The organism is Pseudogulbenkiania sp. MAI-1, assembly GCF_000527175.1.
Lineage (GTDB): Bacteria > Pseudomonadota > Gammaproteobacteria > Burkholderiales > Chromobacteriaceae > Pseudogulbenkiania.
The window spans coordinates 1834360-1860757 of record NZ_AZUR01000001.1 but is presented as its reverse complement, the minus strand read 5'-3'; the positions used below and the strand labels follow the sequence as shown (position 1 = coordinate 1860757).

The following is a 26398-nucleotide window of genomic DNA, read 5'->3' as shown; positions in this document are numbered from 1 at the left end:
GTCTCGCCTGTATCAGCGCGGCGTCATCGACTGGCAAAGTCGGTCATTATATAGGCGCATGTCGTGATATCCCCCGTTTTTCTGCTGCTCGCTGTCCTGCTCGACAAACTCTTCGGCGAACCGCCGCGCTGGCACCCGTTAGTTGGCTTCGGCAAGCTGGTGCGCTGGCTTGAACGCCGGCTCTACCCTGCCGCCCCGGAACAAGAAACCGTGCAGCGCATGCGTCTGCGCGGCGCGATCGGCATCGCGTTGCTCCTGATTCCGTTTGCCCTGCTCGCGGCCCTGCTGGAGTGGCTGCCCTTCATCGGCGTGTTCTATAGCGTGGTACTGCTCTACCTCGCCATCGGCGCCAAGAGCCTGACCCAGCACGCCGAGGCGGTGGTCGAGGCGCTGGAGCGGCACGACCTGCCGCTGGCACGCCAGCGCGTCGGCATGATCGTGAGCCGCGACACGTCCCAGCTTTCCGAGCAGGACGTGGCCCGCGCCACCATCGAATCGGTGCTGGAGAACGGCAGCGACGCGATCTTCGCCGCGCTGTTCTGGTTCCTGCTGTTCGGCGCGCCCGGTGCCGTGCTGTACCGGCTCGCCAACACGCTGGACGCGATGTGGGGCTACAAGAACGAGCGCTACCTGCATTTCGGCTGGGCGGCGGCGCGTTTCGACGACGTGCTGAACTTCATCCCGGCACGGCTGACCGCATTGACCTACATCGCACTGGGCGACCGCCGTGCCGGCTGGGCGTGCTGGCGCGCGCAGGCGCCGACCTGGTACAGCCCCAACGCCGGCCCGGTGATGGCGGCCGGCGCCGGGGCGCTGGGCGTGGCGCTGGGCGGCGCGGCCCGCTATCACGGCGAGCTCAAGGAGCGCCCGGCGCTGGGCCTGGAGCGTGCTCCGGACAGCACCGACATCCGCCGCGCCATCCGCCTGGTGAACCGCGGCGTGTGGCTGTGGGTCGGCATCGGCCTCATGCTGGCGCTGGTGACGGGAGGCTTTAATGCTTGATCACGGCGGCGGCATCCTGGCGGCGGCGCGGCGCTACGGCATTCCGGTACAGGACTGGCTCGACCTGTCCACCGGGCTCAACCCGCACGGCTGGCCGGTGCCGGAGATTCCGGCGCGCGCCTGGCAGCGGCTGCCGGAGACGGCGGATGGATTGGAAGCTGCCGCGGCCGAGTATTACGGCTGCGATGCCCTGCTGCCGGTAGCGGGCTCTCAGCCGGCGATCCAGGCGCTGCCGCTGTTGCGCCCGGCTTGTCAGGTCGGCATGCTGGCGGCCACTTATGCCGAGCATCCACACGCCTGGGCGCGGCACGGCCATCAGGTGGAGCGCCTGGCGCCGGAACGGATAGACGAGGCGCTCGACACACTCGACGTGCTCTTGGTCTGCAATCCCAACAACCCGACCGGCTGGCAGGCCACACCGGAACAACTGGACGCCTGGCGCGCCCGGCTGGCAGTGCGCGGCGGCTGGCTGGTGGTGGACGAGGCTTTCATGGACTGCACGCCGGCGCAGAGCATGTTGCCCCGCATCGGCACGCCGGGGCTGGTGGTGCTGCGCTCGATCGGCAAGTTCTTCGGCCTGGCCGGCGCACGTGCCGGTTTCGTGTTCGCCTGGCCCGAATTGCTGGCGCGGCTGCGGGAGGAACTCGGGCCGTGGACGGTGAGCGGCCCGGCGCGTGTGGCGGTGCGACTGGCCTTGCAGGACCGGGGCTGGCAGGCGCACATGCGCGAGCGGCTGGCCGCCGACAGCTCGCGTCTCGCCCAGCTGCTGGACGCACACGGGCTTACCCCCAGCGGCGGTAGCGCGCTGTTCCAGTGGCTGGCCCACCCTGCCGCCACGGCCCTGTACGATTTCCTGGCCCGCCACAGCATCCTGATCCGTCATTTCCCCGAGAGCGGCAGCGTCCGCTTCGGCTTGCCGGCCAGCGAGACCGACTGGCAACGCCTCGAAGCGGCATTGAGTGCATGGTGTATACCTCGATAGGAGGTATACCCACAGAGTGGACACCCTACCCGGCTCCAAAACGCTGCCCCACGAGATCCGGCTCGGCCTGAGGGCAAACCTCGCCCAATTCAGCCTGCTGGTCGTGGTCAATGCCTTCGTCGGCGCCATGGTGGGCATGGAGCGTTCCATCCTGCCCGCCATCGCCGAGCGGGAATTCCACTTGGCGGCGCATACCGCCATCCTCGCCTTCATCGTGGTGTTCGGCGTTTCCAAGGCGCTCACCAACTATCTCGCCGGCCGCTATGCCGACGTGTACGGCCGCAAGACGATACTCGTCGCCGGCTGGCTGATCGCCACGCCGGTACCGTTTCTGCTGATGTGGGCGCCGTCGTGGAACTGGGTGCTGCTGGCCAACCTGTTCCTCGGCATCAGCCAGGGCCTGACCTGGTCCACCACGGTCATCATGAAGATCGACCTGGCCGGTCCGCGCAACCGGGGCCTGGCGATGGGCCTCAACGAGTTCGCCGGCTATTTCGCCGTCGGCGCGGCGGCGTTGGCGACCGGCTGGGTTTCCGCCCGCTACGGGCTGCGTCCGCAGCCGTTCTACCTGGGGGTGGTCTTTGTGCTGGCAGGCCTCCTGCTGTCCGTCCTGGCGGTGCGCGAGACGCAGGCGCATGCCCGGCATGAGGCCTCGTTGCAGCAGACGGGCGAGACCAGCGAGCTGCCGTCGCCACGCACGGTTTTTGGGCAAACCAGCTGGCACGACCGTAACCTGTCCTCCATCAGCCAGGCCGGTCTCGTCAACAACCTCAACGACGGCATGGCCTGGGGCTTGTTCCCCCTGGTCTTTGCCGCCGCCGGCATGAGCCTGACGCAGATCGGCTGGCTGGCCGCCATCTACCCCGCCGTGTGGGGCGTCTGCCAGCTCGCTACCGGCATCTTGTCGGACCGCATCGGCCGCAAGGGGCTGATCGTTGCCGGCATGTGGTTGCAAGCGGCAGGCATCGCGCTGACCACTGTCGGTACGCGATTTTCCGGCTTTCTCGTCGGGGCGGTCCTGCTCGGCATCGGCACGGCGATGGTCTACCCGACCCTGCTGGCAGCCATCGGCGACGTGGCGCATCCGGGCTGGCGGGCCTCGGCGGTGGGGGTGTACCGCCTGTGGCGCGACCTGGGCTACGCCATCGGCGCGCTGCTGTCCGGGGTGGTGGCCGATCTGTTCGGCGTGGCCAGCGCGATGTGGCTGGTGGCCGGGCTGACGTTTTTGTCCGGGGCGATCGCGGCGGTGCGCATGCGGGAAACACGGGCGAAGTCCGCCTGAGAGCGGCCTCGGATGCTGACCTCCGCTTGCCTGCCCTCACCTCATCGGCTTAGCTGTAACTATTACTAGCCCAGGAGTCCGTCGATGGTCCTGCCTGTCGTGCTCGCCTCGCTCTGCCTGATCGGCGCCAGCGCACTCGCGCAGGCCGAGGTGATCGTCTATCCCCGGCCAGAGGCGGTCGGCGATGCGCGCGCCGACTATCCCCTCACCCTGCTGCGGCTGGCTTTCGCCAAGGCCGGCGCGAAGCATCAGCTACGCGCGTCGGAGGAATGGATGCAGCAGGGCCGCGCCCTGAACGAGCTCGGCCGCGGCAGCACCGTGCGCGTGGCCTGGAGCATGACCTCCATCGAGCGCGAGGCAGCGTTGCGGCCGATCCGCATCCCCATCAACAAGGGGCTGATCGGATGGCGCCTGCCGCTGGTGCGTGCAGACCGGGCCGATCTGCTCGCCGGCGTGCGTACCGTCCAGGACTTGCGCCACTTCATCGCCGGCCAGGGGCACGACTGGCCCGATACCGAGATCTTGCGCGGCAACGGCCTGAAGGTGGTCGGCGTTCCCCAGTACGAGAATCTGTTCCGCATGCTGGTGCTGAAGCGGTTCGATTACTTCCCCCGCTCCCTCATCGAGATCCGGGCCGAAGCCGAGCGCCATCGCGCCGATGGCATCGTGATCGATCAGCACTTGGTGATCCGCTACCCCACGGCGTTCTATTTTTTCGTCAACCGGCGCGACACCGCGCTCGCCGCGACGATCGAGCGCGGGCTGGAACGCGCCATCGCCGACGGCAGCTTCGACCGGCTGTTCTGCCGGCACTACGCCGGGTTCATCGAACAGGCCCGGCTCGAGCAACGTACCGTCATCGAGCTGAACAATCCGATACTGCCGCCGCAAACCCCGCTCGCCCGCAAGGAGCTGTGGTTCAAGCCAGGCCAATGCCCGGCGGCATCCTCTCCGCGCGGCAAATAGCCGGATGGTATCGCCGCGTTTGTTCACAAGCCCGCCGCCCTCACGTATCATCCTGCCCCGAAGAGCCTGTTCAAGGTCTTTTTTCGACTGCGCTGACCCGGCAAATGGCCAGATGCTAGGCGGACGATGCAGACCTTAGTCATTCTAAGGTCAAGTCGTCCAACACCGCAGCTGGTCGTTTGCCGGGCCAGCCCTCCGGGGCCGGGTACTGCCGGCGCATCGCGTTGTCGTTCGTCCCTGGCAGTGAATGCACTGCGGCGGGACTCTCTTCTAGCGCTGCATCCGGCAGTACCTGGCCGCAGCCGTAAAAAGACCTTGAACAGGCTCTAAGTGACGGTGACGGGAACGTGGTGCGATACCGCGGCTGCCCCCGCAACTGTAAGCGACGAGTCGGCGCCCGAGGCCACTGGAAAAACATTCCGGGAAGGCGGCGCCAGGCGATGACGCGCAAGCCAGGAGACCGGCCGTCCCTTTTGTCGTCGCAAGCAGAAACCGGGCGGGGTGCACCGGGGGATCGCGCGAGTGCCCCCGATGGCGGCCGCTCATGCCCTCGCTCGCGGCGATGCGTATTCACCGAGGGCATTACCATGGCGTCGCCGCTACCACGAATTCAGAACCACCGCGCTGCCCGTCAGCGCGTTTTTCCTACCGCCGCCACGCTCCTGGCGAGGATGCCGGCATGAGAACCCACTACAAGCACGTGTTGATGTGCACCGGTCCGCGCTGCACCGAGAACGGCGTCGAGGCCGAAGCCATGTTCAAGGTGCTGGGTCAGGCCATCGACGCCTGCGAGGGCCTGCGCGTCAAGCGTACCCGGTCCCATTGCTTCGCCGTGTGCAAGGAAGGGCCTATCCTCGCGGTCTACCCCGAAGGCGTGTGGTATCGCAAGGTCGACGCGGCGGCGATCCAGCGCATCGTCCATGAACACCTGGCGGGCGACTGCCCGGTCGAAGAGCTGATTTTCCACCGCCTGGGCATCGGCGACGTCGAACAAGGAGAGCAGCCATGAGCGCCCTGTCCCACGGCGGCATCGTGCTGCTGACCCACGCCGGCACCGACCTGACCGCACTGCATCGCGCCGAATCCGAATTACCGGGGGGCTTCGTGTCGGTGGCCGGCGTCAACCTGCAGACGGTGGACAGCGCCGAGCGCATGGCCGCGCTGCTGGCGGGCCCGGTCGCCACCGCACGCATCGTGGTGGTGCGGGTGCTGGGCCGCGCCCAGACCATCCCCGGCTTCGAGGAGCTGGTGAAGGACGCCAAGGCCCACGAGCGCGCGCTGATCGTGGTCAGCGGTACCGGCGAGCCGGACCCGGAGCTTGCGGCCCTATCGTCGGTGCCGCCGGCGCTGCAGCACGAGGTCACCGCCTACCTGCAGGCGGGCGGCAGCGGCAATATGGAGCAACTACTGCGCTGCCTGTCCGACCGGCTGCTGATGAGCGGCTTTGGCTACCAGCCGCCCACCCCGCTGCCCGAACACGGCATCTACCATCCGGAGCTGTCGGGGCTCGCCACGCTCGACGACTGGGCGGCGATCCGCCACCCGGACTGGCCGACGGTCGGCATCACCTTCTACCGCGCGCACTGGATGAGCGGCAACACCCGCTTCATCGACATGCTGGTCGACATGCTGGCCGAGCGGCAGCTCAACGCGCTGCCGGTGTACACCGCGTCGCTGCGCACGCTCGACGAGACGGGTATGCCGGCCGCGCTGCAGTTCTTCTGCGACGCCGGGCAGATTGATACGTTGATCAACACTACGTCCTTCGCCATGGGCGACGTCAACGCCGACGGCCCCACCGCCGCCGGTTGGTCGGTGGCGGCCTTCGAGCGGCTCGACATCCCGGTGATCCAGGCCATCACCAGCAGCATGACGCAGCAGCAGTGGGAGACCTCCGAGCGTGGGCTGAACCCGCTCGACACCGCGATGAACGTGGCGCTGCCGGAGTTCGACGGCCGCATCGTCAGCGTGCCGATGTCGTTCAAGCACGAGCAGGACGAGACCCACTACGCGCCGCTGGCCGACCGGGTGCGCCGTGTCGCCGGCATCGCCGCGCGCCAGGTGGCGTTGCGCCGCATTCCGGCCGAGAAGAAGCGCATCGCCTTCATCTTCACCAATTCCAACAGCAAGGCTTCGCAGATCGGCAACGCCGTGGGGCTGGATTCGCCGGCCTCGCTGTTCGCGCTCTTGCACGCCATGCGCGAGCAGGGCTACCACCTGCCCGACCTACCGGAATCGAGTGACGCGCTGATCCACGAACTGATCGACCGTGGCGCCTACGACGAGGACTACCTGACGGCGGATCAATTAAGCAAAGCCATCGCCAGCGTGCCGGCGGCGCGCTACGCCGAGTGGTTCGGCCAGTTGCCCGATCTGCTGCGGCAGAAGATGCTGGAACGCTGGGGCGAGGCGCCGGGCAGCGCCTACGTGCACGAGGGCAAACTGGTGTTCGCCGGGCTGGAGTTCGGCAACGCCTTCGTCGCGCTGCAGCCGCCGCGCGGCTACGGCATGGACCCGGACGCGATCTACCACACCCCGGACCTGCCGCCGACCCACCACTACTACGCGCTCTATTGCTGGCTGCGCGACGACTGGAAAGCCGACGCCATCGTCCACGTCGGCAAGCACGGCACGCTGGAATGGCTGCCGGGCAAGGGCGTGGGCGTCTCGGAAAACTGCTTCCCGGATGCGCTGCTGGGCGATCTGCCGATGTTCTACCCGTTCATCCTCAACGACCCGGGCGAAGGCTCGCAGGCCAAGCGCCGCGCGCATTCGGTGATCATCGACCACCTCACCCCGCCGATGACCACCGCCGACACCTATGGGCCCTTGGCGCAGCTGACGCAGTTGGTGGACGAGTACTACCAGGTCGAGATGCTGGACCCGGCCAAGCTGCCGCTGTTGCAGCAACAGATCTGGGACCTGATCAAGGAAGCCAAGCTCGATACCGATCTGGCGGCGATGCTGGGCCACGCCCACGATCATGATCACGAACATCACCATGATCATGAGCACGAGGAAGAACACACGCATCACCATCACGGCCATGGACATCACCACCATGGCGAGCACGGCCATGGTCACGAGTCTGGCAGCACTGTAGCCGGCAAGTACCGCCTGCAACCGGCCAAGCCCGCCATGAAGCAGGCCGGCGCTACAGCGAACGTCGGTAGCAAGTACCGTCCGAGCGTCGCCAAGCCGCACAGCCATGGACATGGACACGGGCACGATCACCACCACGGTCATGACCATCATCACCATGGCCATCATGACCACGATCATCACGGCCATGGGCACCACCACCACGATCACGACCATGATCACCACCACGAGTGGGACGCCACGCTGAACGAGGACGGCGTGCCACTGACCCTGGCCAAGATGGAAGGCGTCGACGTCGCCCACCTGATCGAGGACATCGACGGCTACCTGTGCGAGTTGGGCGCGGCGCAGATCCGCGACGGCCTGCACATCCTCGGCAAGGTGCCGCAAGACGCGGCTCTAGTGGACATGGTGTGCGCGATGGTGCGCCTGCCCAACCTGGCAATTCCAAGCCTGCCCGCGAGCGTGGCCGAAGCGCTGGACGTGGACTGGAATGGACTGCAGGACGACAAGGGCAAGCGGCTCGCCGCCGTGCCGCCGCGTCTGCAAGCGCTGGCCGACAAACCGCTGGTGACGCGCGCCGATGCGCTCGACGAAATTGCCGCGCTGGGCCGTGCGCTGGTCGCCGCCTTGGCCGAGCACGGCTTCGATGCCGCGGCCATCGACGGCGCGCTGGCACAGGCGCTGCCGGGCAGCGAAGCCCCCGAAAGCCTGCGCCGCACCCTGGCCTACGTCTGCCGCGAGCTGGTACCCAACCTCGCCCGCACCTCGGAAGAGATCGACAACCTGCTGCACGGTCTCGCCGGCGGCTACGTGCCGGCGGGCCCGAGCGGCGCGCCGACACGCGGCATGGCACACGTGCTGCCGACCGGGCGCAACTTCTACTCGGTCGACCCGCGCAGCCTGCCCTCGCAGGCCGCCTGGCGCATCGGCACCGAACTGGCAAACGAAGTCCTGGCGCGCCACCGCAAGGAAACCGGGCATCTCCCCGAGACCGTCAGCATCAGCGTCTGGGGCACCAGCGCGATGCGCACCCACGGCGACGACATCGCCGAAATCCTGGCGCTGCTCGGCGTGCGTCCCAAGTGGCAGGTCGAGAGCCGTCGAGTGGCCGGCATCGAGGTGATCCCGCTTGAAGATCTTGGCCGCCCGCGCATCGACGTCACGGTACGCATCAGTGGCTTCTTCCGCGACGCCTTCCCGCACCTGATCCACCTGGTCGACGAGGCGGTGCACACCGTGGCGCGGCTGGATGAGCCGGTCGAGCAGAACTTCGTGCGCAAGCACTACCTGGCCGACCTGACTCACGACCTGTTCCGGGGCCTGCCGTCCGACAGCGCAAGCCAGCGCGCGCTCTACCGCGTGTTCGGCTCCAAGCCCGGCACCTACGGCGCCGGCATCCTGCCGCTCATCAACGAGCAGAACTGGGAAACCGACGCCGATTTCGCCACCGCCTACATCAACTGGGGCGGCTACGCCTACGGCCAGCGCGACAACGGCACCGACGCGCGCGCCGATTTCCGGCATCGGCTGTCCGGCGTCGAGGTGGCGCTGCACAACCAGGACAACCGCGAACACGACATCTTCGACAGCGACGACTACCTGCAGTACCACGGCGGCATGATCGCCACCATCCGCAGCCTCACCGGACGCCAGCCGCGCCACTACTTCGGCGACAGCCACAACCCGGACAACCCGGCGGTGCGCGGGTTGAAGGAGGAGGTGCTGCGCGTGTTCCGCTCGCGCGTGGCCAACCCCAAGTGGATCGCCAGCATCCAAAAACACGGTTATAAAGGCGGGCTGGAACTGACAGCCACGGTCGACTACCTGTTCGGCTACGACGCCACCGCCCACGTGGTGGACGATTGGGTGTACGAGCAGTTGGCCGAAACCTACGCGCTCGACGCCCAGATGCAGGAATTCTTCGCCGAGAGCAACCCGTGGGCGCTCAACGCCATCACCGAGCGCCTCTTAGAAGCGGCCCAGCGCCGGTTGTGGGAAGAGCCGAATCCGGACACCCTGGCCGCGCTGCGCGACCTGCACCTGCAAAGCGAAGCGATGCTGGAAGAACGCGGGGAGAACCCGAAACGATGAAACACCACTACCCCTTCGTCGCCATCGTCGGCCAGGAGCAGCTCAAGCGTGCGCTCCTGCTGTGCGCGGTCGACCCCAGCATGGGCGGCGTGCTGATCCGCGGCGACAAGGGCACCGCCAAGAGTACTGCCGCACGCGGCTTGGCCGAGGTGCTGCCGCCGATCGCACGCACCACCGGCTGCGGCTTCAACTGCGCGCCTGATGCGCCGCTGGCCGAATGCCCGACCTGCCAGGATCCTGAAACGTCGGCTGAAGCGGCGCCCGTGCCCTTTATCAATCTGCCGCTGGGCGCCACCGAAGACCGCGTGCTGGGCAGCCTGGATTTCGAGAAGGCGCTCAAGCACGGCCAGCAGGCATTCAAGCCAGGCCTGTTGGCGGCAGCGCATCGCGGCCTGCTCTACATCGACGAAATCAACCTGCTCGCCGACCACCTGGTCGACGTGCTGCTCGACGTGGCCGCCATGGGGGTCAACACCGTGCAGCGCGAAGGCCTGTCGGTGAGCCACCCGGCGCGCATCACGCTGCTTGGCACGATGAACCAGGAGGAAGGCGAGCTGCGTCCGCAGTTGCTTGACCGCTTCGGCATGATGGTGGAAGTAAGCGCGCCGCGCGACGCCGCCACCCGCGCCGAGGTGGTGCGCCGCCGCCTGGCGTTCGAGGCCGATCCGGCCGGCTTCACCCGGCGCTGGGCTGCGGACACGGTCGCGCTGCGCCAGACCCTGCATGCCGCACAGGCTGGCCTCGCCGCCGTGGTCATGCCCGATTCGCTGTTCGACTTCATCAGCCGACTGTGCTGCGAATTCGAGGTGGCCAGCCTGCGTGCCGACATCATGCTCAACAAGGCGGCGCGGGCGCTCGCCGCGCTCGACGGCCGGCGCGAGGTAACGGCGGAAGACGTACGCGACGCCGCCGAACTGGTGCTGCCGCACCGCCGCCGCAAGAAGCCGTTCGAACAATCCGGCCTCGACCGCGACAAGCTCGACGAGCTGACGCGGCAGGCCACCGAACCACCGCCCCCGCCACCCGCAGCTCAGCCGCCCTCGGGCCAGGACAGCGCAGGCAGCGACACTGGCGATACTCAGCCGAACGACGCCGAGCCAACGGACGGCGAGGCCGACGACAACGCCCAGCCGGGCAGCGCCGCCGAACAATTGTTCGCCGCCTCCGCCCCCGCCAGCGTCGGCCGCATCGAAGTGGCGGCGCTGCACGCCTCAGAGGCCAGCGGGCGCCGCAGCAGCAGCGAAGGCACGCGCCACGGCCACACCCTACGCGCCGTGCCGAGCGAGGCGCCGAGCCAGCTCGCGCTCGACGCCACCCTCAAGAGCGCACTGCTGCGCAACCCGAACGACTTCACCGTCACCCGCGCCGACCTGCACGACAAGGTACGCGTCGGCAAACAGGCCAACCTGATCCTGCTGGTGGTCGACGCCTCCGGCTCGATGGCGGCCAAGCGCCGCATGGAAGCGGTCAAGGGCTGCGTGCTGGGCCTGCTGCAAGACGCCTATCAGCGCCGCGATCAGGTGGCGGTGATCGCCTTCCGCGGCAGCGAGGCCGAACTGGTGCTGCCGCCGACGCGCCAGATCGAACAGGCGGAACGCGCCCTGTCCGAACTGCCGACCGGCGGGCGCACGCCGCTGGCGCACGCCTTGCAACTGACCGCCGAAACGCTGGCTCAACACACCCGCGCGGACAACCTGACGCCGCTGTTGGTGGTGCTCTCCGACGGGCGCGCCAACATCGCGCTCGACACCCGCCAGGACCCGTGGCGAGAGGCGCTGGCCTTGGCCGAGGCCCTGGCCGGGCAAGGTACGCCGGCGCTGGTGCTCGACACCGAGGAAGGCTACGTGCGCCTCGGCCGTGCGCGCGAACTGGCCAGCGCGCTGCAAGGCGAATACCTGCCGATGGACACGCTGTCGGCGGAAAGCCTGACGCTGACGATACGGCAGCGGCTGGGCTGAGAACGAGATACTGAATACCGAGGAAAACCACATGATTATCTGCATCGGCGCCGGCCCCGGCGACATCGGCTACCTGCCGCAACGCTCGGCGCAACTGATCCGCGAGGCCGACGTGGTCGCCGGCTTCAACGCCGTGGTCGACGTGGTGCGCCCGCTGATCCCGGACACCGCCGAGGTGATCCAGATGGGCTACCGCGACCAGGTCGCCCAGCTCGACGTGGTCGCCGAGCGCCATCACGCCGGCAAGAAATGCGTCGTCGTGTTCATGGGCGACATCCACTTCAGCGGTTTCCAATACCTGGAACGCGTCGAGCGCGCCTGCGGCCACCCGGTGGAAACCATCCCCGGCATCTCGTCGGCGCAGATCCTGGCCTCGCGCGCCAAGGTGTGCTTCGACGAAACCAGCTTCATCACCTTCCACCGCCGCGGCGACCTGACCCCGTTCAAGCGCCACCTGGTGCACGCGCTCGAAGACCAGCGCAACGCCATCGTCATCCCCTGCCCCTGGGACGAGGCGCGCTCCTTCATGCCCTGGCACATCGCCGCCTACCTGCTGGAAAACGGCATTCCGCCCGAACACCCGGTGGAAGTGTGGGAAAACCTCACCCGTGGCGACGCCGAATGGCACGGCACCCTGGCCGAATGCGTCGACCAGCGCTTCTCCGACATGAGCATCATGCTGATCCGCACCCTCGCCCCCATGGACAGCCAGATCGAGCCGAGCCACAAATGAGTGACAACGATTACGCCATCGTGCTGGCCGGCCACGGCAGCCGTGACCCGGACGGAGTCAACGAGTTCATGGCGCTGGTGGCGCTCTTGCGCGAGCGCGCCGGTGGACGCACCGTCAAGCACGGCTTTCTGGAATTCGCCACGCCGACCATCGACGAAGCCGTCGACGCGGTGATCGAAGCCGGCGCCAAGAAGGTGGTGATGGTGCCGGGCGTGCTGCTCGCCGCCACCCACGCCAAGAACGACATGCCGAGCGAGTTGTTGGCCTTGCAGCGTACCCACCCCGGCGTCGACTTCCATTTCGGCGCGGCGATGGACCTGCACCCCAAGCTCTTGCAGCTATGCCGCGAGCGCATCATCGAGGCCGAAGGCCGTTCGGCCCAGAGCATCTCGCGCGCCGACACCTGTCTGGTGGTGGTCGGGCGCGGCACCTCGGACCCGGACGCCAACTCCGAGATTTCCAAGCTCACGCGCATGCTGGAAGAAGGCATGGGCTTCGGCACCTCCTTCGTCTGCTATTCCGGCACTGCCAAACCGCTGGTGGCCGACGGCCTGCGGGCCGCCGCCTTGCTCGGTTACCAGCGCATCGTGGTGCTGCCCTACTTCCTGTTCGACGGCGTGCTGGTCAAGCGCATCTACGCCGCGGCGGACGATCTGGCCGCGCGCCATCCGGAGATCGAGGTGCTCAAGGCCGATTACCTCGGTGTGCATCCGCACGTGGCCGACGTGTTCCTCGAACGCGCTCAGGAAGGGGTCGAGGGCCGTGCCACGATGAACTGCGCGCTGTGCAAGTACCGCGTGCAGATCGTCGGCTTCGAGGAACAGGTCGGCACCCCGCAACAGGGCCACCACGGCTTGGTGCGCGGGCTCTTAGGCCGCACCGACGCCGCGCCAGCGCCGCTCGACAACTGGCCGCCCTACGTACCACACCCGATCGAAGCCGAGAGCATGCGCATCATCCAGGCCGGCTACGACTGGTCGACCATCCCGGCCGAGCTGCACACCGTGCTGCAACGCCTGGTGCACACCTCGGGCGATTTCAGCAGCGTGGATGATATGTATTTTTCGCCCGGCGCCACCGAGATCGGCCTGCGCGCGCTCTTGCGCTGCCGCCGCGTGGTGACCGACGTCACCATGGTGCAGACTGGCCTCAAGCGCGCGGTGCTAGATCAGCTGGGCGTCGAGACCTGGTGCGGCGTGCACGACGAAGAGACGCATCTGCTTGCCAAGACGCACGGCATCACCCGCTCCGCCGCCGGCATCCGCCGTGCCTGGCAGAAGTTCGGCAACGACGTGATCGTCGCCATCGGCGATGCGCCGACCGCAATCATGGAAGTGGTGCGGCTGGTGCGCGAGCACGGCTGGCGCCCGCAGCTGGTGGTCGGACTGCCGGTTGGCTTCGTCGGCACGCGCGAGTGCAAGGAAGAACTGGCCCGCCTGTTGCAAGTACCGCGCATCACCAACCGAGGCACGCGAGGCGGTTCGCCCTGGGCAGCCACCGTGGTCAACGCGCTGATGATCTCGGCCATCGAGCACGTCGGGCGCCAGAACCAGGAACAACGAGCGTAAGCATGAGCGCCCGCCGCCCCTACGACCTCGCCACGCCGGCCCCCAACGGCCTGCGCCGCGGCCGCACCACCGGCAGTTGCGCCACGGCGGCGGTCAAGGCGGCACTGACGCTGCTGCTGTGCGGCGAGGTGGTGCGCGAGGTCGAGGTCAGCCTGCCGGACCCGGATTACTACCTGGTGGTGCCGGTGGAAAAGGTGGAACGGCTGGACAGCGGCGCGGTGCGTGCCGAAGTGCTGAAGTACGGCGGTGATGACCCTGACAATACCGACGGGGCGACCATCTTTGCCGAGGTGTCGGTCAACGGCACGGGCGCGCTGCGTTTCATCGCCGCCGCCGGCGTCGGCACCGTCACCCAGCCGGGGCTGCGCATTCCGCCCGGAGAACCGGCGATCAACCCCGTGCCGCGCCAGATGATGCGCTGGGCAGTGGACGAGGTGCTCTCGGGCGAGTCCGACCCCGGCTTCGATCTGGCCATCGGCTGCGTCGACGGCGACAAGATCGCCAAGCGCACCTTCAACCCGATGCTCGGCATCGTCGGCGGCATCTCCATCCTCGGCACCAGCGGCATCGTCGAGCCGATGTCGCTCGCCGCGTGGATGGCCTCGATCGAGGTCTACATCCGCGTGGCGCTGGGCCATAGCCCTGCTGCCATCGCCTTCACTCCCGGCAAGATCGGGCGTGGCTATGCCGCCGACACGCTGGGGCTGGAAAAGAAGGAAGTGGTGCAGATCGCCAACTTCGTCGGCGTCTCGCTCGACTACGCCCAGCAAACGCTGGAAGAACAACAGGCCCGGCTTGGCACGCTGTGGGTGCTGGGCCACCCCGGCAAGATCGCCAAGCTGCTCGACGGCGTGTGGGACACCCATTCGAGCAAGAGCGGCATGGCGATGGGCTCCGTCGCCGCCGTGGCCGCCGAGCTCGGCTTCGCCGCCGAACTCGTGGAACAAATCGAGAAAGCCAATACCGTGGAAAATGTAGTGCAAATCGTGCGCAACGAAGCCGGCGCGCGCGCTTACTGGATGGAAATCGAGCGTCGCGTCGCCGCGCTGATGGCGCCCAAGGTGCCCAGCGTCGAGCGCGTGGCGGTGCGGCTGTTCAGCATGGACGGCACGCCGCTCGGCGAAGCCGCTTATGAAGCAACGGGAGAAGCCGCATGAGCGCGCTTGGTCATTTCACCGGCGTCGGCGTCGGACCGGGACCGGCCGGGCTGATCCCGGTGGCGGCGCTGGAAGCACTAAAGAACGCCGACCTGATCTACCTGCCGCGCGCGCGTGGCAGCGAAGTCTCCGTCGCGCGCCAGTGCCTGGCCGGGCTCGCCATCCCGGACGAAAAATTCCGCGAAATCGAATTCCAGATGGACCCGGACCGCAGCGTGCTCTCCAGCCACTACGGCGAGTTGGCCGCAGCGGTGGCCGCCGAGCTGACGGCCGGGCTCCACGTCGCCTACCTCACCATCGGCGACTCGATGACCTACTCCACCTACGGCTATTTGCTGGCGGCCTTGCGTGACAAGCTGCCCAGGCTCACGCACACCACCTTCCCCGGCGTCACCAGCTTCGCCGCCACCGCCTCGGCGCTGTCCTGGCCGCTGGGCGAAGGCAAGGAACGGATTTTGATCCTGCCCTGCCCGGACGACATGGCCGAGCTGCGCACCGACATCGAGAGCCACGACATCGTGGTGCTGATGAAGATCGGCGCGCGCCTGCCGGACGTGCTGAGTCTGTTGAACGATATGGACATCGCCCGCCACTGCGCCTTCGCACGCCGCATCGGCCTGCCCGGCGAAGTGCTGTGCGACGACGTCTCCACCCTGACCGCAGAGGCGAGTGGCTACCTCGCCACCATGCTGATCCGCAAAAACGCCCGCGAGAAACGCCACCCATGAAAGTCTATTTCATCGGCGCCGGCCCCGGCGCCGCCGACCTGATCACACTGCGCGGCAGCCGCCTGCTGGGCGCCGTGCCCATGGTGCTATACGCCGGCTCGCTGGTGCCGGCCGAGATGCTGCAACACTGCCGGCCCGACGCCGAAATCTTCGATACCGCCGAGCTCTCGCTCGACGAGCAGGAGGCGCTGTACCGCCGTGCCCAGGCCGAAGACAAGGACGTGGTGCGGCTGCACTCCGGCGACCCGGCGATCTACGGAGCCACCGCCGAGCAGATGCGCCGGCTGGAGGCGCTCGGCATCGGCTACGAGATCGTGCCCGGCGTGTCCTCGTTCACCGCTGCCGCCGCCGCGCTGGGCAGCGAGCTGACCCGCCCCGCCGTGTCGCAGTCGATCATCCTGACCCGCGTCTCCGGCCGCGCCTCGGCGGTGCCGGAGCTGGAATCGATCGCCCGCTTCGCCGAACACCAAGCGACGATGTGCATCTTCCTTTCCGGCCAGCGCCTGAAGCAGACCATCGCCGACCTCTTGCTGCACTACCCGGCCGACACCCCGGTGGCGCTGGTGCGGCGAGCGAGCTGGCCCGATCAGGCCATCCACCGCAGCACGCTCTCCAAGCTGATGTCCGAGGTCAAGCAGAAGGACTGGCTCTTGACCACGCTGCTCTTGGTCGGCCGCGCACTGTCGCAGGAAGGCGGCGTGGAGTCGAGCCTCTACGCGGCCGGCTTCACCCACATTTTCCGCGACGGTACCGACCGCAAGACGCCACGCCCGAGCAAGCGCAAGGCGAAGGACGCGGTGTGAGCGAGACCGCCATCTGGCTGGTGCGCGCGGACGCCTTGCCGCTCGGGCAACGTTTGGCCGAAGCGCTGGGCGCCACGCTGTACCAGCCCTGGCTCACCCCGGACGAGAGCCCGCGCGAGCAATTCCGCCGTGCCTTCCACCAGCACCGCCGCTGGGTGGCGGTGATGGCCTCCGGCATCGCCGTGCGCTATCTCGACGGCCTGCCCGCGAGCAAGTACTCCGACCCGGCCGTGGTGGTGCTGGACGAGGCGGCGCGCTTCGCCATCCCGCTGCTATCCGGCCACGAGGGCGGCGCCAACGCGCTGGCCTACGAGGTGGCGCGGCTGACGGGAGCGACCCCCGCCGTCACCACCGCCACCGAGGCGCTGAAACCGCTAACGCTCGGCATCGGCTGCCGGCGCGGCAAGTCTGCGGACGACATCGAACGCGCGGTGAACGCCGCACTGGCCGACCGCACTCTGGCCGACGTGCGCGAGGTCGCCACCATCGATATCAAGGCCGACGAAGAAGGCCTGCTGGCATTCTGTGCCCGCCACGGCCTGCCGCTGCGCGTGATTGCCCAATCCGACGTTGCCGCCCGCGCCTGGGTCGGCCAATCCTCGGATTGGGTACAACAAAACGTCGGCGTGGCCGGCGTGTGCGAGCCCTGCGCGCTGATCGCCAGCCCGCGCGGCCGGCTGATAGTGCCCAAGACCGCGCTCGATGGCGTCACCGTCGCCGTGGTCGAAGACCGCCCTACCAATTACCCGCATGACGCCACGGCGTCATGACCGAACAGACATACGGAAAGCATTGATGAACGGCAAACTCTACCTGGTCTCCGTCGGCCCCGGCACCGCCGAGCTGATCCCGCCGATGGTGAAGGACGCCCTCGCCGCGAGCGAGGTGATCGTGTCCTACGACCTCTACCTCACCTGGATTGCCCCGTGGATTTCCGGCAAGGACATCCGCACCCTGCCGCTGACGCAGGAGCGCGACCGCGCCCAGTTGGCGCTGGAACAGGCGCGCGCCGGCAAGACCGTGGCGCTGATCTCCAGCGGCGACATCGGCATCTACGCCATGGCCACGCTCGCCTACGAGGACATGCTTGAAACCGACACCTTCGACGTGCAGCTCATCCCCGGCATCACCTCGGCCAACGCCTGCGCCTCGCTCTTGGGTGCACCGCTGTCGCACGACTTCGCCACGCTGAGCCTCTCGGACCTGCTCTGCCCGTGGGAGTGGATCGAGAAGCGTGCGCGCCACATCGCCGAGGCCGACCTTGCCGCGGTGTTCTACAACGTGCAGAGCAAGCAGCGCCAGGAAGGCGTCTACCGCATCCTCGACATCATGCTCGAACACAAGCGCCCCGAGACGTTGTGCGGCATCGTGCACAACGCCTACCGCGAAGGCCAGACCGTCGAGGTCGTCACCCTGGCCGAGCTGCGCACGCGCCGCTTCAACATGCTGACCAGCCTCGTGATCGGCAACCGCTTCACCAAACGCAAGCGCAACTGGATCTTCTCGCCGCGCGGCTATGGCAACTGGGACGACACACCTGACACCGTCAAGGCCGCCGCGCTGCCGCACTCTGCGGTGTGGGTGTTCTCCGGCACCAGCGACGGCAACGCCCTGGCGCGCGAAATCGCCGCGACGGGCCGTGAAGTCATCGTGTCGAGCGCGACCGACTACGGCGCCGAGCTGGTCGAGCAGAACTGCCCCGGCCTCACCACGGTCGCTGGCCGTCTCGGCATCGAGCGCCGCCGCGAACTGCTGCGCGACAGCGGTGCGCAGGTAATCGTCGACGCCACCCACCCCTACGCTAGCGACATGTCGCAGCAGCTGATCGAGCTGGCACAGGAACTCGCGCTGCCCTACCTGCGCTACGAGCGCCCGAGCGCCGCCGACAGCCACCCCGCCGAACACGTGGCGACCATGGCCGAGGCCGCGCAGCTGGCGATGCAGCGCGGCCAGCGCATTTTCCTCGCCACCGGCTCCAAGGACCTAGCCGCCTTCGTCAAGGCCGAGGGCGCCAAAGAGCGCCAGTGGTTCGTGCGCCTGGCGCCGGACCTGCAGCATTTGCAGCGCGCCATCGACCTCGGTATCCCGCGCGCGCACCTCCTCGCCATGCAGGGCCCGTTCTCGCAGGCCGCCAACGAAACGCTGTGGCGCGACTGGGGCATTGACTGCGTGGTGACCAAGCAATCCGGCGATGCCGGTGGCTACGGCGCCAAGGCCGCCGCCGCCGCCGCGCTGAATATTCCCCTGATCGTGGTCGACCGCCCCGTGCTCGACTACCCGGCGATGGCGTCCGACTTTGCCGGCGTGCTGGCCGCGCTGCCCACCCAACAAGAGGGCCAACCGGCATGAGTCAAGCGCGTATCCCAGTCACCGTCGTCACCGGCTTTCTCGGCGCCGGCAAGACCACGCTGCTGTCGAACCTGATTCGTGACAGCAAACAGCGGCGTCTCGCTATCCTGGTCAACGAATTCGGAGAGGTGTCGATCGACGGCGCCCTATTGCGTGGCGAAGGCGGCGAAGGCGAACACGGCGACGTGGAAATCCACGACTTGTCCAACGGCCTGGTGGCCTACGACGACGACGAGGATTTCCTGCCGACCATGCTGGCGCTGTGGCAGCGCCGCAGCCTGATCGACCACGTGCTGATCGAAACCTCCGGCCTGGCCCTGCCCAGCGCGGTGATGGAACGGCTGCAGGGCGAGGCCCTGGCGCCCTACTTCGTGCTCGACGCCACGCTGGCCGTGGTCGACACCCCGCTGCTGCTGGACGGCGGCTTCGGCCAGGCCGGCGCACACGGCGAACAGGCCGTCGACGCCTCCATCGCCGAGCTGTTCGAAATGCAGCTCTCCAACGCCGACATCGTAGTGCTGAACAAGATTGACGAACTCGACGACGAGGCGCTGCTGGCGGCGGAAACCCGCGTGCGCGAGCTGGCGCCGTCGATCCGCTTCATCGAGCTTGCCTATGAGGCCAAGCTCGATACCCGGCTGACACTGGGCCTGCACCTGCACGAACCGGCCAACACCGCGCACCGCCACTACGGCCCGGTGTCGACCATGCCGGGGCTGACCATGCGCCCGCTCGCCGACCAGGGACTGCTCGACGGCCACAGCCACAGCGGCCTCGGCGCACACAGCCACGGCCTGACGACGCACAAGCACTTCCACGAACAGGATCCGGGCTGGCAATCGTTCATGATCCGCAGCAAGGAAGCGCAGGACGCCGAGACGCTTCGTGAGGCCGTCGCCGCGATCGCCCGCAGCGAGCCGCTGTTGCGCATCAAGGGCTTTGCCTCGCCGCTCGGCGGTGACGGCCGCCTGCTGGTGCAGGGCGTGCGCAGCCGCATCGAGCTGCGTCACGAATCCGAAGCGGCACCGGCAAAACAGGCGCAACTGGTGTTCATCGGCTACCACCCGAGCCGGCCGCGCATCGTGGAGCAGTTGTGTCAGCTGACCGGCACGGTGTGGCGCTGAAGCACGCAATTGATTTAGTGAGGAATCCATCATGAAAACCGACCCGACTTCCCACCAGCGCATGACCGAGCGGCGCAAGGCCGGCTTCGAGAAGAAGAAGGCCGCCGCCACCAAGGAAAAGGGGCTGTTGATCGTCAACACCGGTACCGGCAAGGGCAAGAGTTCGGCCGCCTTCGGCATGGGGCTGCGCGTGGTCGGCCACGGCATGCGCCTCGGCGTAGTGCAGTTCATCAAGGGCGCGCTGCACACCGCCGAGCGCGACCTGTTGGGCTGCTTCGACAACTGCGACTTCCTCACCATGGGCGAGGGCTACACCTGGAACACCCAGAACCGCGACGCCGACATCGCCACCGCGCGCAAGGGCTGGGACGAGGCGCGGCGCATGATCGAGAGTGGTGAATACGACATGGTGATCCTCGACGAGCTCAACGTGGTGCTGAAGTACGAGTACCTGCCTCTCGACGAAGTGCTGGCGGTGTTTGCCGCCCGCTCGCCCGACCTGCACGTGGTCGTCACCGGCCGCCACGCGCCCGAAGCGCTGATCGCGGCGGCGGACTTGGTCACCGAGATGAAGCTGGTCAAACACCCCTACCGCGAACAGGGCGTCAAGGCGCAGCAGGGCGTCGAGTTTTAAGCCATGCCCAACAAGCCGAAAGCCCGCTCCTGCCCGGCGCTGTTCCTCACCGCCCCGGCCTCGCACCAGGGCAAGACCACGCTCACCGCCGGCCTCGCGCGCCATCACCGCGATCAGGGCCGCAAGGTGCGGGTATTCAAGACCGGGCCGGACTTCCTCGACCCCTACATCCTCGAACAGGCATCGGGCCACCCGGTCTACTCGCTCGACCTGTGGATGACCGGCGAGACCGACTGCCGCCAGCGGCTGTACGACGCGGCAGCCGATGCCGACCTGATCCTGATCGAGGGCAGCATGGGCCTGTTCGACGGCACGCCGTCGAGCGCCGATCTGGCGCAGACCTTCGGCGTGCCGGTGCTGGCGGTGATCGACGCCACCGGCATGGCGCAGACCTTCGCCGCCGTCGCCCACGGTCTCGCGAGCTTCCGCCCCGGCCTGCCGTTCTACGGCGTACTGGCCAACCGCGTCGCCAGCGCGCGCCACGCCGAGATGCTGCGGCAAGCCCTACCACCCAACTTACGTTGCCTCGGCACCGTGATGCGCGAAGACGCCATGACCCTGCCGGAGCGCCACCTGGGGCTGGTACAAGCGCAGGAAATCGACGACCTGGAAGCGCGACTGCAGCAGGCCTCCGCGCAAATTGCCGCGACGGACCTCGCCGCACTGCCCCCCGCCGTCGCCTTCCAGCCCGCCTTGGCCACATCAGTGCCACCGCTGCTAACCGGCGTGAAGATCGCCATCGCCCGCGACAAGGCCTTCTCCTTCATCTACCCGGCCAATCTGGAACTGCTCGCAGCGCTGGGCGCCGAGCTCGCGTTCTTCTCGCCGCTGGCCGACGATGCGCTGCCGGAGGCAGACGCGGTCTACCTGCCGGGCGGCTATCCGGAACTGCATCTGGACGTGCTGGCCGCCAGCCAACGCACCGCAGCCAGCCTGCGTGCCCACGTTGCCGCCGGCAAGCCGCTTTACGCCGAGTGTGGCGGCATGCTCTACCTGCTCGACGCCCTCACCGACAAGGCTGGTAACACGAGCTCCCTGCTCGGGATCTTGCCTGGCCACGCCACGCTGGGCCGGCGCCTCGCCGGGCTCGGCCTGCAATCGGTGGAACTCGACGGCGAGACGCTGCGCGGCCACACCTTCCATTACACCAGCCTGCAAACCCCGCTCGCCCCGCTGACCCACGCCCGACGTGCCAGCGGCACGGCACCGGGCGAGGCGGTCTACCGCCACGGCAGCATCGTGGCGAGCTATCTACACGCCTATTTCCCGTCCAACCCCATCGCCACGGCACGCCTGTTCACACCATGAATCGATACAGCGACACCGACATCGCCGTCGTCTACCGCGCCATCCGCGAACGGCGCGACATGCGCCACTTCCGCCCCGACCCGGTCGACCCCGAACTGCTCGCCCGCCTGCTGCAGGCGGCGCATCTCGCGCCCAGCGTCGGCTTCATGCAGCCGTGGCGCTTCATCCGCATCAGCGATCCGGCACTGCGCCGACAGATGCATGCGTTGGTCGAAGCCGAACGGGTGCGCACAGCCGAAGCACTCGGCGAGCGCCAGGACGAATTCATGCGACTCAAGGTGGAAGGCATTCTCGACTGCGGCGAGGTGCTGGTGGCGGCATTGATGGACGGGCGCGAACGCCACGTGTTCGGCCGGCGCACACTGCCGGAAATGGACCTGGCCTCCGTCGCCTGCGCCATCCAGAACATGTGGCTCGCCGCCCGCGCCGAAGGCCTCGGCCTCGGGTGGGTGTCGCTGTTCGATCCGGCGGCGCTGGGCGAACTGCTGCAACTGCCGCCGGGCGCCAAGGCAATCGCCATCCTCTGCCTCGGCCATGTCGACGCCTTCTACGAAAAACCGATGCTGGAACAGGAACACTGGGCCCACCGCCGGCCGCTGGAAGAACTGGTTTTCGAAAACGGCTGGCGCCATGAGGCGCTAGCAGAACCCGACCGGCACGACGATGCCCCGGTCTGCTAAGAGCCGCTAACAAAAACCTCTTGGCGTTGTTGTGCGGCCTTGCCGTACTACTTGTACTGTCTGCGGCCGCACGCCTAGCCAAGTGGGGTAGCCTGATTCCCGCGGACAGTTCCGATTGTTACCATTGACAATCGGGAGTGTGAAATGAAGACCAGAAAGACATATCCAGTAGAGTTCCGTTCTGAGGCGGTAAAGCTGGTACTTGAGCAAGGGCTCAGCCTTGAAGGGGCGGCCAGGCGGCTGGGTATCCCCAAGGGTACATTGGCTAACTGGGTTGTAGCGGCGAGGTCTGGCGGTGACCAACCGGCGCCGGGGGCGCGCAGTGTCACGGAGCTGGAAGCAGAGAACGCCAAGCTGCGCAAGGAGTTGGCAGAGGCACGCCTGGAGCGAGACGTCATAAAAAAAGCTGCAGCGTACTTTGCTCAGGCATCACTGCCCGGTACGCGTGGATAGAAGAGCACCGAAACCTATTCCCGGTGGTGGTGGCCTGCCGGGTTCTAGCGGTGTCCCGTGCTGGGTACTATGGCTGGCGTGGACGTTCTCCATCTGAGCGAGAACAAGAGGACGAGCGGCTGAAAGTGGCGATCCGGGCGGCACATGCCAAAACACGGGAAACCTATGGCGTACGCCGTTTGCAGCCAGAACTGGCGGCGATGGGCTTTGAGGCCGGGCGTGATCGCATCGACCGTTTACGACGCCAGATAGGCATCCGGTGCCGGCAGAAGCGCAAGTTCAAGGCGACCACCAATTCGGCCCACTCGTTGCCGGTCGCGGAGAATGTCTTGGGTCAGGTGTTCGAGCCGCCCCGCCCGAATCAGGTCTGGACGGGTGATATAACGTACATCCCGACGGACGAGGGCTGGCTGTACCTAGCGGCACTGAAGGATGTGTTTAGCTGCGAGATCGTTGGCTATGCGATGGGCGCGCGGATGACGACCGAACTGGTCAGCAAGGCGCTGTTCCGGGCGGTCCAGCACCAGCGGCCGCCGGCCGGCTTGATCCACCATACGGATCGTGGCAGCCAATACTGCGCCAAGGCCTACGGGGATTTGCTGACGCAGTTCAGGATGCATAGCTCGATGTCACGCAAGGGGAACTGTTTCGACAATGCGCCGATAGAGAGCTTCTGGGGAACGTTGAAGAACGAGCTCGTCCACCATCGCCGTTACGCAACGCGGGCGGAGGCGGAGGCATCGATCAGGGAGTACATCGAAATCTTCTATAACCGCCAACGCCGTCACTCGCGGCTTGGCTACTTGGCGCCGGCTGAATTTACCCGGAAGTACTGGAATTCAGCCAAGGCCGCTTGAATCGGAGCTGTCCGCTCTTGCCAGGACACCCCAAAGATCGCTGTGCTGGGTTTTGTTAGCGACTCTAAAGAGGCCCCGCGACGGCCCTGCTGTGCCGTGCCGGGCAATGCACGTTAAAATGCGCCCCTCTCAACCAGAAAGTCAGCGCATGGCCGCCAAACCCAAGAAATCCACCACGGCCAAGCCCGGCCGCGACGCCAGGCTGGCGCAGGAAAAACGCCTGGCACGCGCCGAGCAAGCCTGCCAGGCGCTGATGGCGGCATTCACCGACCTGGAGAACGCCGGTGCGCTCGACGCCCACGACACCGCCCGCCAATACCTGCAAATGTGCCGGGTACACTACCGCAAGATCCGTAACGGCAAGGTGCTGGGCCCGGCCGACTTCAACGCCGCGGTAGACGTCTGCACCAGCGCACGCCGCGCCCTGCTGGCGCTCGACCCGGCGTTAAACTTCGACAATTTCACCACGGCCGACACCCTGCGCGACATCCTGCAACAGGCGGACGGCGTTTTGAGCGATTACCAGCAGCTGAAGACGGGCGGTGTCAAGCCCTGAGCTCGGCCAGTCTTCCCACCCACCGGATCAGAACGACAGGAACCACCCATGAGCGACTTCTTCGGCATCCACAGCCCCTTCATCGAGCATTGCAGCATCGTCGCCGTCGAACGCGAACCCGGCATCGCACGAGCGCGCGTCGAACTAACCCCGCCGCTGTTGAACGCCGCCGGCAACGGCCACGGTGGACTGCTGATGACGCTGTTCGACGTCACGCTGGCCGCCGCGGCCCGCGGCACGCACCCGAACTCGGCCGGGGTGGCGACGGTGGATTTGAACGTCAGCTTCCTGGAGCCCGCCAACGGCGTGCTGGAATGCGAAGGCCGGGTGCTGCGCGCCGGCTCCTCCCTGGTGTTCTGCGAAGGCGAAATCCGCAACGCGGCGGGCGAGCTGATCGCCAAGGCGATGGGCACCTTCAAGCTGATGGCCCCTCGCACGCCCGGGCAGATCGGCGGCGACTAGCGCCAGCCCAGCCCGCACACTGGCAGCCTACACGGTATCCTGCCGGCCGTACTCGACAATGCCGCTGCGGCCCGCCGCCGACGCCGACACCCCCAGCATCCACCCCCGCACCGCCAGTGCCAGCACCACGGCATTGAGAAAATGCCACAGGAAATGCGTGCCAACCGTGAAGCCGGGACAGACCACGTTATCGATCGACCGGAACATCAGCGACACGGCGAACGTAGCGGCGGCGGCAACCAAATACCCTCCTCCTGCAAGCCCGGCCCGTCGATGCCAGACGCCGATGCCGAGCAGCACCAGCAGCGCCGGCAGGTAGGACAACGAACCGTTCAGCCATTGCGGATAATTCCCGGCCTCAACCCCAGCCGCGACGAACCCCAGCAGAAACAGCCCCGTCGCCAGCGGCAGCCAGCCGGCAATGTCTCGGAAATAACGCCACAGGAACACCAGCTGGAACAACAGGATCGGCAGCACGTCGAGCCACTCCGCCCAGCCGGTGGCGAAGGCATGGAACGTGAAGCTGCCGGCGCCGATTAATGCCAGCAACCACGCCAGCCACCGTGCCCGACCCGCGCCGGCGCCCGCCATCGCAGCGTGGCGCCACACCCACCAGGCAGCGGCAAAAAACGCCAGATTGCTCAGCGTGTTGATCGGCTCGCCGAGCAAACCCGGCGCGATCCGCTCGCAGTAAAGGTCGACATAAGCCACGACTCAACCTCGGATAGTGCGATGAAACCCTGTACTCTAGCCATTCTTGATGAAAGCACCGTGACCGTGCCATGCCCACAGGGAACGCGACAGACCCTGCGTGCCTCAGGCCATGCGCGCTCTCATTTGCAGGGCGTGCTGGTTGGAAGCGTAGATCGACTCGCGCTCCGGCAAGGGCTGCCCCTCCAGCACCGCCAGCCAGGTCGCCGTTTCCAACACATTAGCGAACCGGGACTGTAACACCACCATGAAAGTGCGATGGATCATCTCCGCGCTGGCGAGGCCGGCCCGATTGGCATACGGGACCGAGCCGGTCGCATCGTCCAACACCTCCACGGCAAACCCGGCATGCAACGCCTGCTTCACCGTCGAATCCACGCAGTTGTGGGTCATGTAACCGACCACCGTCAGCGTGTCGATACCCTGCTCGCGCAGCCAGCTCTCCAGATCGGTGCCGGCAAAGGCACTGGGCAGGCTCTTTTCCACGTAATGATCGGCCGGGCGGCTGGTCACCACCGGGTGCAGCGCCCATCCGTCTGAACCACGGGCAAAGATCGGCGTGCCTGGCGGCGTGCTGTTCTGTACCACCACGATGGGTATTCCCGCCGCACGCGCGGCGTCCATGGCCTGGCCGATATGGCTCAGCGACAACTCCACCGCCGGGTATTCGATCCTCAAGTTGCCCGTGACGTATTCGTTTTGCACATCGATGACGATCAGCGCGCGTTTGATGGAAGCAGTCATGTCTCTCTCCGGTTCAAAAAGGAGGCGGAACGGAAGTCGTCCCGGCCATGGCGATCATTCTTGCTCCTCGGCTTCTTCGCCGACATTGGCCCAAATGACATAATTGGTTAGAATCGGGCCATTCTGCGGCACCGGACAGGAAACC

Annotated in this window: 23 protein-coding genes and 1 riboswitch; of the genes, 21 read left to right on the top strand and 2 right to left on the bottom strand. The window is 67.1% G+C overall.

What is annotated here, in order from left to right; translation table 11 throughout:
* Positions 1 to 63 precede the first annotated feature (63 nt).
* The 21 genes from cbiB (at position 64) to PSEMAI1_RS0108570 (ending at position 24798) form a co-directional block, all read left to right on the top strand.
* On the top strand, positions 64 to 1002 hold the full coding sequence (cbiB, locus tag PSEMAI1_RS0108675; RefSeq protein WP_024302492.1) for an adenosylcobinamide-phosphate synthase CbiB: 939 nt from the start codon (positions 64 to 66) through the stop codon (positions 1000 to 1002).
* Positions 995 to 1984, top strand: coding sequence for a threonine-phosphate decarboxylase CobD (gene cobD / locus PSEMAI1_RS0108670; RefSeq protein ID WP_024302491.1), 990 nt, complete (start codon positions 995 to 997; stop codon positions 1982 to 1984). The genes cbiB and cobD overlap by 8 nt, the downstream gene beginning before the upstream one ends.
* A gap of 16 nt (positions 1985 to 2000) precedes the next feature.
* Positions 2001 to 3266 carry an MFS transporter gene (locus tag PSEMAI1_RS0108665; protein WP_024302490.1) on the top strand — a complete coding sequence of 422 codons (1266 nt, stop codon included), beginning with the start codon at positions 2001 to 2003 and terminating at the stop codon, positions 3264 to 3266.
* Positions 3267 to 3350: 84 nt separating this feature from the next.
* A complete protein-coding gene (locus PSEMAI1_RS0108660; RefSeq protein ID WP_024302489.1) occupies positions 3351 to 4232 on the top strand; it encodes an ABC transporter substrate-binding protein in 882 nt (293 codons plus the stop codon).
* Between the two features lie 317 nt (positions 4233 to 4549).
* Positions 4550 to 4716, top strand: a riboswitch (cobalamin riboswitch).
* A gap of 195 nt (positions 4717 to 4911) precedes the next feature.
* On the top strand, positions 4912 to 5241 hold the full coding sequence (locus PSEMAI1_RS0108655; protein ID WP_024302488.1) for a ferredoxin: 330 nt from the start codon (positions 4912 to 4914) through the stop codon (positions 5239 to 5241).
* Positions 5238 to 9428: a cobaltochelatase subunit CobN gene (locus tag PSEMAI1_RS0108650; RefSeq protein ID WP_024302487.1), complete on the top strand. Its 4191-nt coding sequence runs from the start codon at positions 5238 to 5240 to the stop codon at positions 9426 to 9428. Before PSEMAI1_RS0108655 ends, PSEMAI1_RS0108650 begins: the two co-directional genes overlap by 4 nt.
* The gene (locus PSEMAI1_RS0108645) at positions 9425 to 11386 is read left to right on the top strand and encodes a putative cobaltochelatase (RefSeq protein WP_024302486.1); all 1962 of its coding nucleotides are present in this window, start codon (positions 9425 to 9427) and stop codon (positions 11384 to 11386) included. Before PSEMAI1_RS0108650 ends, PSEMAI1_RS0108645 begins: the two co-directional genes overlap by 4 nt.
* 7 nt (positions 11387 to 11393) lie before the next feature.
* Positions 11394 to 12119: a cobalt-precorrin-7 (C(5))-methyltransferase gene (locus PSEMAI1_RS0108640; RefSeq protein ID WP_369793194.1), complete on the top strand. Its 726-nt coding sequence runs from the start codon at positions 11394 to 11396 to the stop codon at positions 12117 to 12119.
* Positions 12116 to 13687 carry a precorrin-8X methylmutase gene (locus PSEMAI1_RS0108635; protein ID WP_024302484.1) on the top strand — a complete coding sequence of 524 codons (1572 nt, stop codon included), beginning with the start codon at positions 12116 to 12118 and terminating at the stop codon, positions 13685 to 13687. Before PSEMAI1_RS0108640 ends, PSEMAI1_RS0108635 begins: the two co-directional genes overlap by 4 nt.
* A 2-nt stretch (positions 13688 to 13689) precedes the next feature.
* Positions 13690 to 14844: a cobalt-precorrin-5B (C(1))-methyltransferase CbiD gene (gene cbiD / locus PSEMAI1_RS0108630; protein ID WP_024302483.1), complete on the top strand. Its 1155-nt coding sequence runs from the start codon at positions 13690 to 13692 to the stop codon at positions 14842 to 14844.
* Positions 14841 to 15572: a precorrin-2 C(20)-methyltransferase gene (gene cobI, locus PSEMAI1_RS0108625; protein WP_024302482.1), complete on the top strand. Its 732-nt coding sequence runs from the start codon at positions 14841 to 14843 to the stop codon at positions 15570 to 15572. Before cbiD ends, cobI begins: the two co-directional genes overlap by 4 nt.
* A complete protein-coding gene (cobM, locus tag PSEMAI1_RS0108620; RefSeq protein WP_024302481.1) occupies positions 15569 to 16375 on the top strand; it encodes a precorrin-4 C(11)-methyltransferase in 807 nt (268 codons plus the stop codon). The genes cobI and cobM overlap by 4 nt, the downstream gene beginning before the upstream one ends.
* Positions 16372 to 17145 carry a cobalamin biosynthesis protein gene (locus PSEMAI1_RS0108615; protein WP_024302480.1) on the top strand — a complete coding sequence of 258 codons (774 nt, stop codon included), beginning with the start codon at positions 16372 to 16374 and terminating at the stop codon, positions 17143 to 17145. Before cobM ends, PSEMAI1_RS0108615 begins: the two co-directional genes overlap by 4 nt.
* Positions 17146 to 17170: 25 nt before the next feature.
* Positions 17171 to 18724, top strand: a complete 1554-nt coding sequence (cobJ, locus tag PSEMAI1_RS0108610) for a precorrin-3B C(17)-methyltransferase (protein ID WP_024302479.1) — start codon at positions 17171 to 17173, stop codon at positions 18722 to 18724.
* On the top strand, positions 18721 to 19848 hold the full coding sequence (locus tag PSEMAI1_RS0108605) for a GTP-binding protein (protein ID WP_024302478.1): 1128 nt from the start codon (positions 18721 to 18723) through the stop codon (positions 19846 to 19848). Before cobJ ends, PSEMAI1_RS0108605 begins: the two co-directional genes overlap by 4 nt.
* A 31-nt stretch (positions 19849 to 19879) precedes the next feature.
* Positions 19880 to 20482: a cob(I)yrinic acid a,c-diamide adenosyltransferase gene (gene cobO, locus PSEMAI1_RS0108600; RefSeq protein WP_024302477.1), complete on the top strand. Its 603-nt coding sequence runs from the start codon at positions 19880 to 19882 to the stop codon at positions 20480 to 20482.
* 3 nt (positions 20483 to 20485) lie between these two features.
* A complete protein-coding gene (locus PSEMAI1_RS0108595; RefSeq protein WP_024302476.1) occupies positions 20486 to 21790 on the top strand; it encodes a cobyrinate a,c-diamide synthase in 1305 nt (434 codons plus the stop codon).
* The gene (gene bluB, locus PSEMAI1_RS0108590) at positions 21787 to 22470 is read left to right on the top strand and encodes a 5,6-dimethylbenzimidazole synthase (RefSeq protein ID WP_024302475.1); all 684 of its coding nucleotides are present in this window, start codon (positions 21787 to 21789) and stop codon (positions 22468 to 22470) included. Before PSEMAI1_RS0108595 ends, bluB begins: the two co-directional genes overlap by 4 nt.
* Positions 22471 to 22614: 144 nt before the next feature.
* Positions 22615 to 23780, top strand: a protein-coding gene (locus tag PSEMAI1_RS21200; RefSeq protein WP_156943104.1) for an IS3 family transposase whose coding sequence is annotated in 2 segments (ribosomal slippage) — positions 22615 to 22879 and positions 22879 to 23780 — 1167 coding nt in all. Because the reading frame shifts where the segments join, the coding sequence is not laid out codon by codon here.
* 148 nt (positions 23781 to 23928) lie between these two features.
* Positions 23929 to 24336 carry a hypothetical protein gene (locus tag PSEMAI1_RS0108575; protein ID WP_024302473.1) on the top strand — a complete coding sequence of 136 codons (408 nt, stop codon included), beginning with the start codon at positions 23929 to 23931 and terminating at the stop codon, positions 24334 to 24336.
* A gap of 48 nt (positions 24337 to 24384) precedes the next feature.
* Complete coding sequence (locus tag PSEMAI1_RS0108570) at positions 24385 to 24798, top strand: PaaI family thioesterase (protein WP_024302472.1); 414 nt, start codon at positions 24385 to 24387, stop codon at positions 24796 to 24798.
* Between the two features lie 27 nt (positions 24799 to 24825).
* On the opposite strand, the gene PSEMAI1_RS0108565 is transcribed toward PSEMAI1_RS0108570, so the two are convergent.
* Positions 24826 to 25509, bottom strand: a complete 684-nt coding sequence (locus PSEMAI1_RS0108565; protein WP_024302471.1) for a ceramidase domain-containing protein — start codon at positions 25507 to 25509, stop codon at positions 24826 to 24828.
* Between the two features lie 105 nt (positions 25510 to 25614).
* Positions 25615 to 26253: a cysteine hydrolase family protein gene (locus PSEMAI1_RS0108560; protein ID WP_024302470.1), complete on the bottom strand. Its 639-nt coding sequence runs from the start codon at positions 26251 to 26253 to the stop codon at positions 25615 to 25617.
* Positions 26254 to 26398 lie beyond the last annotated feature (145 nt).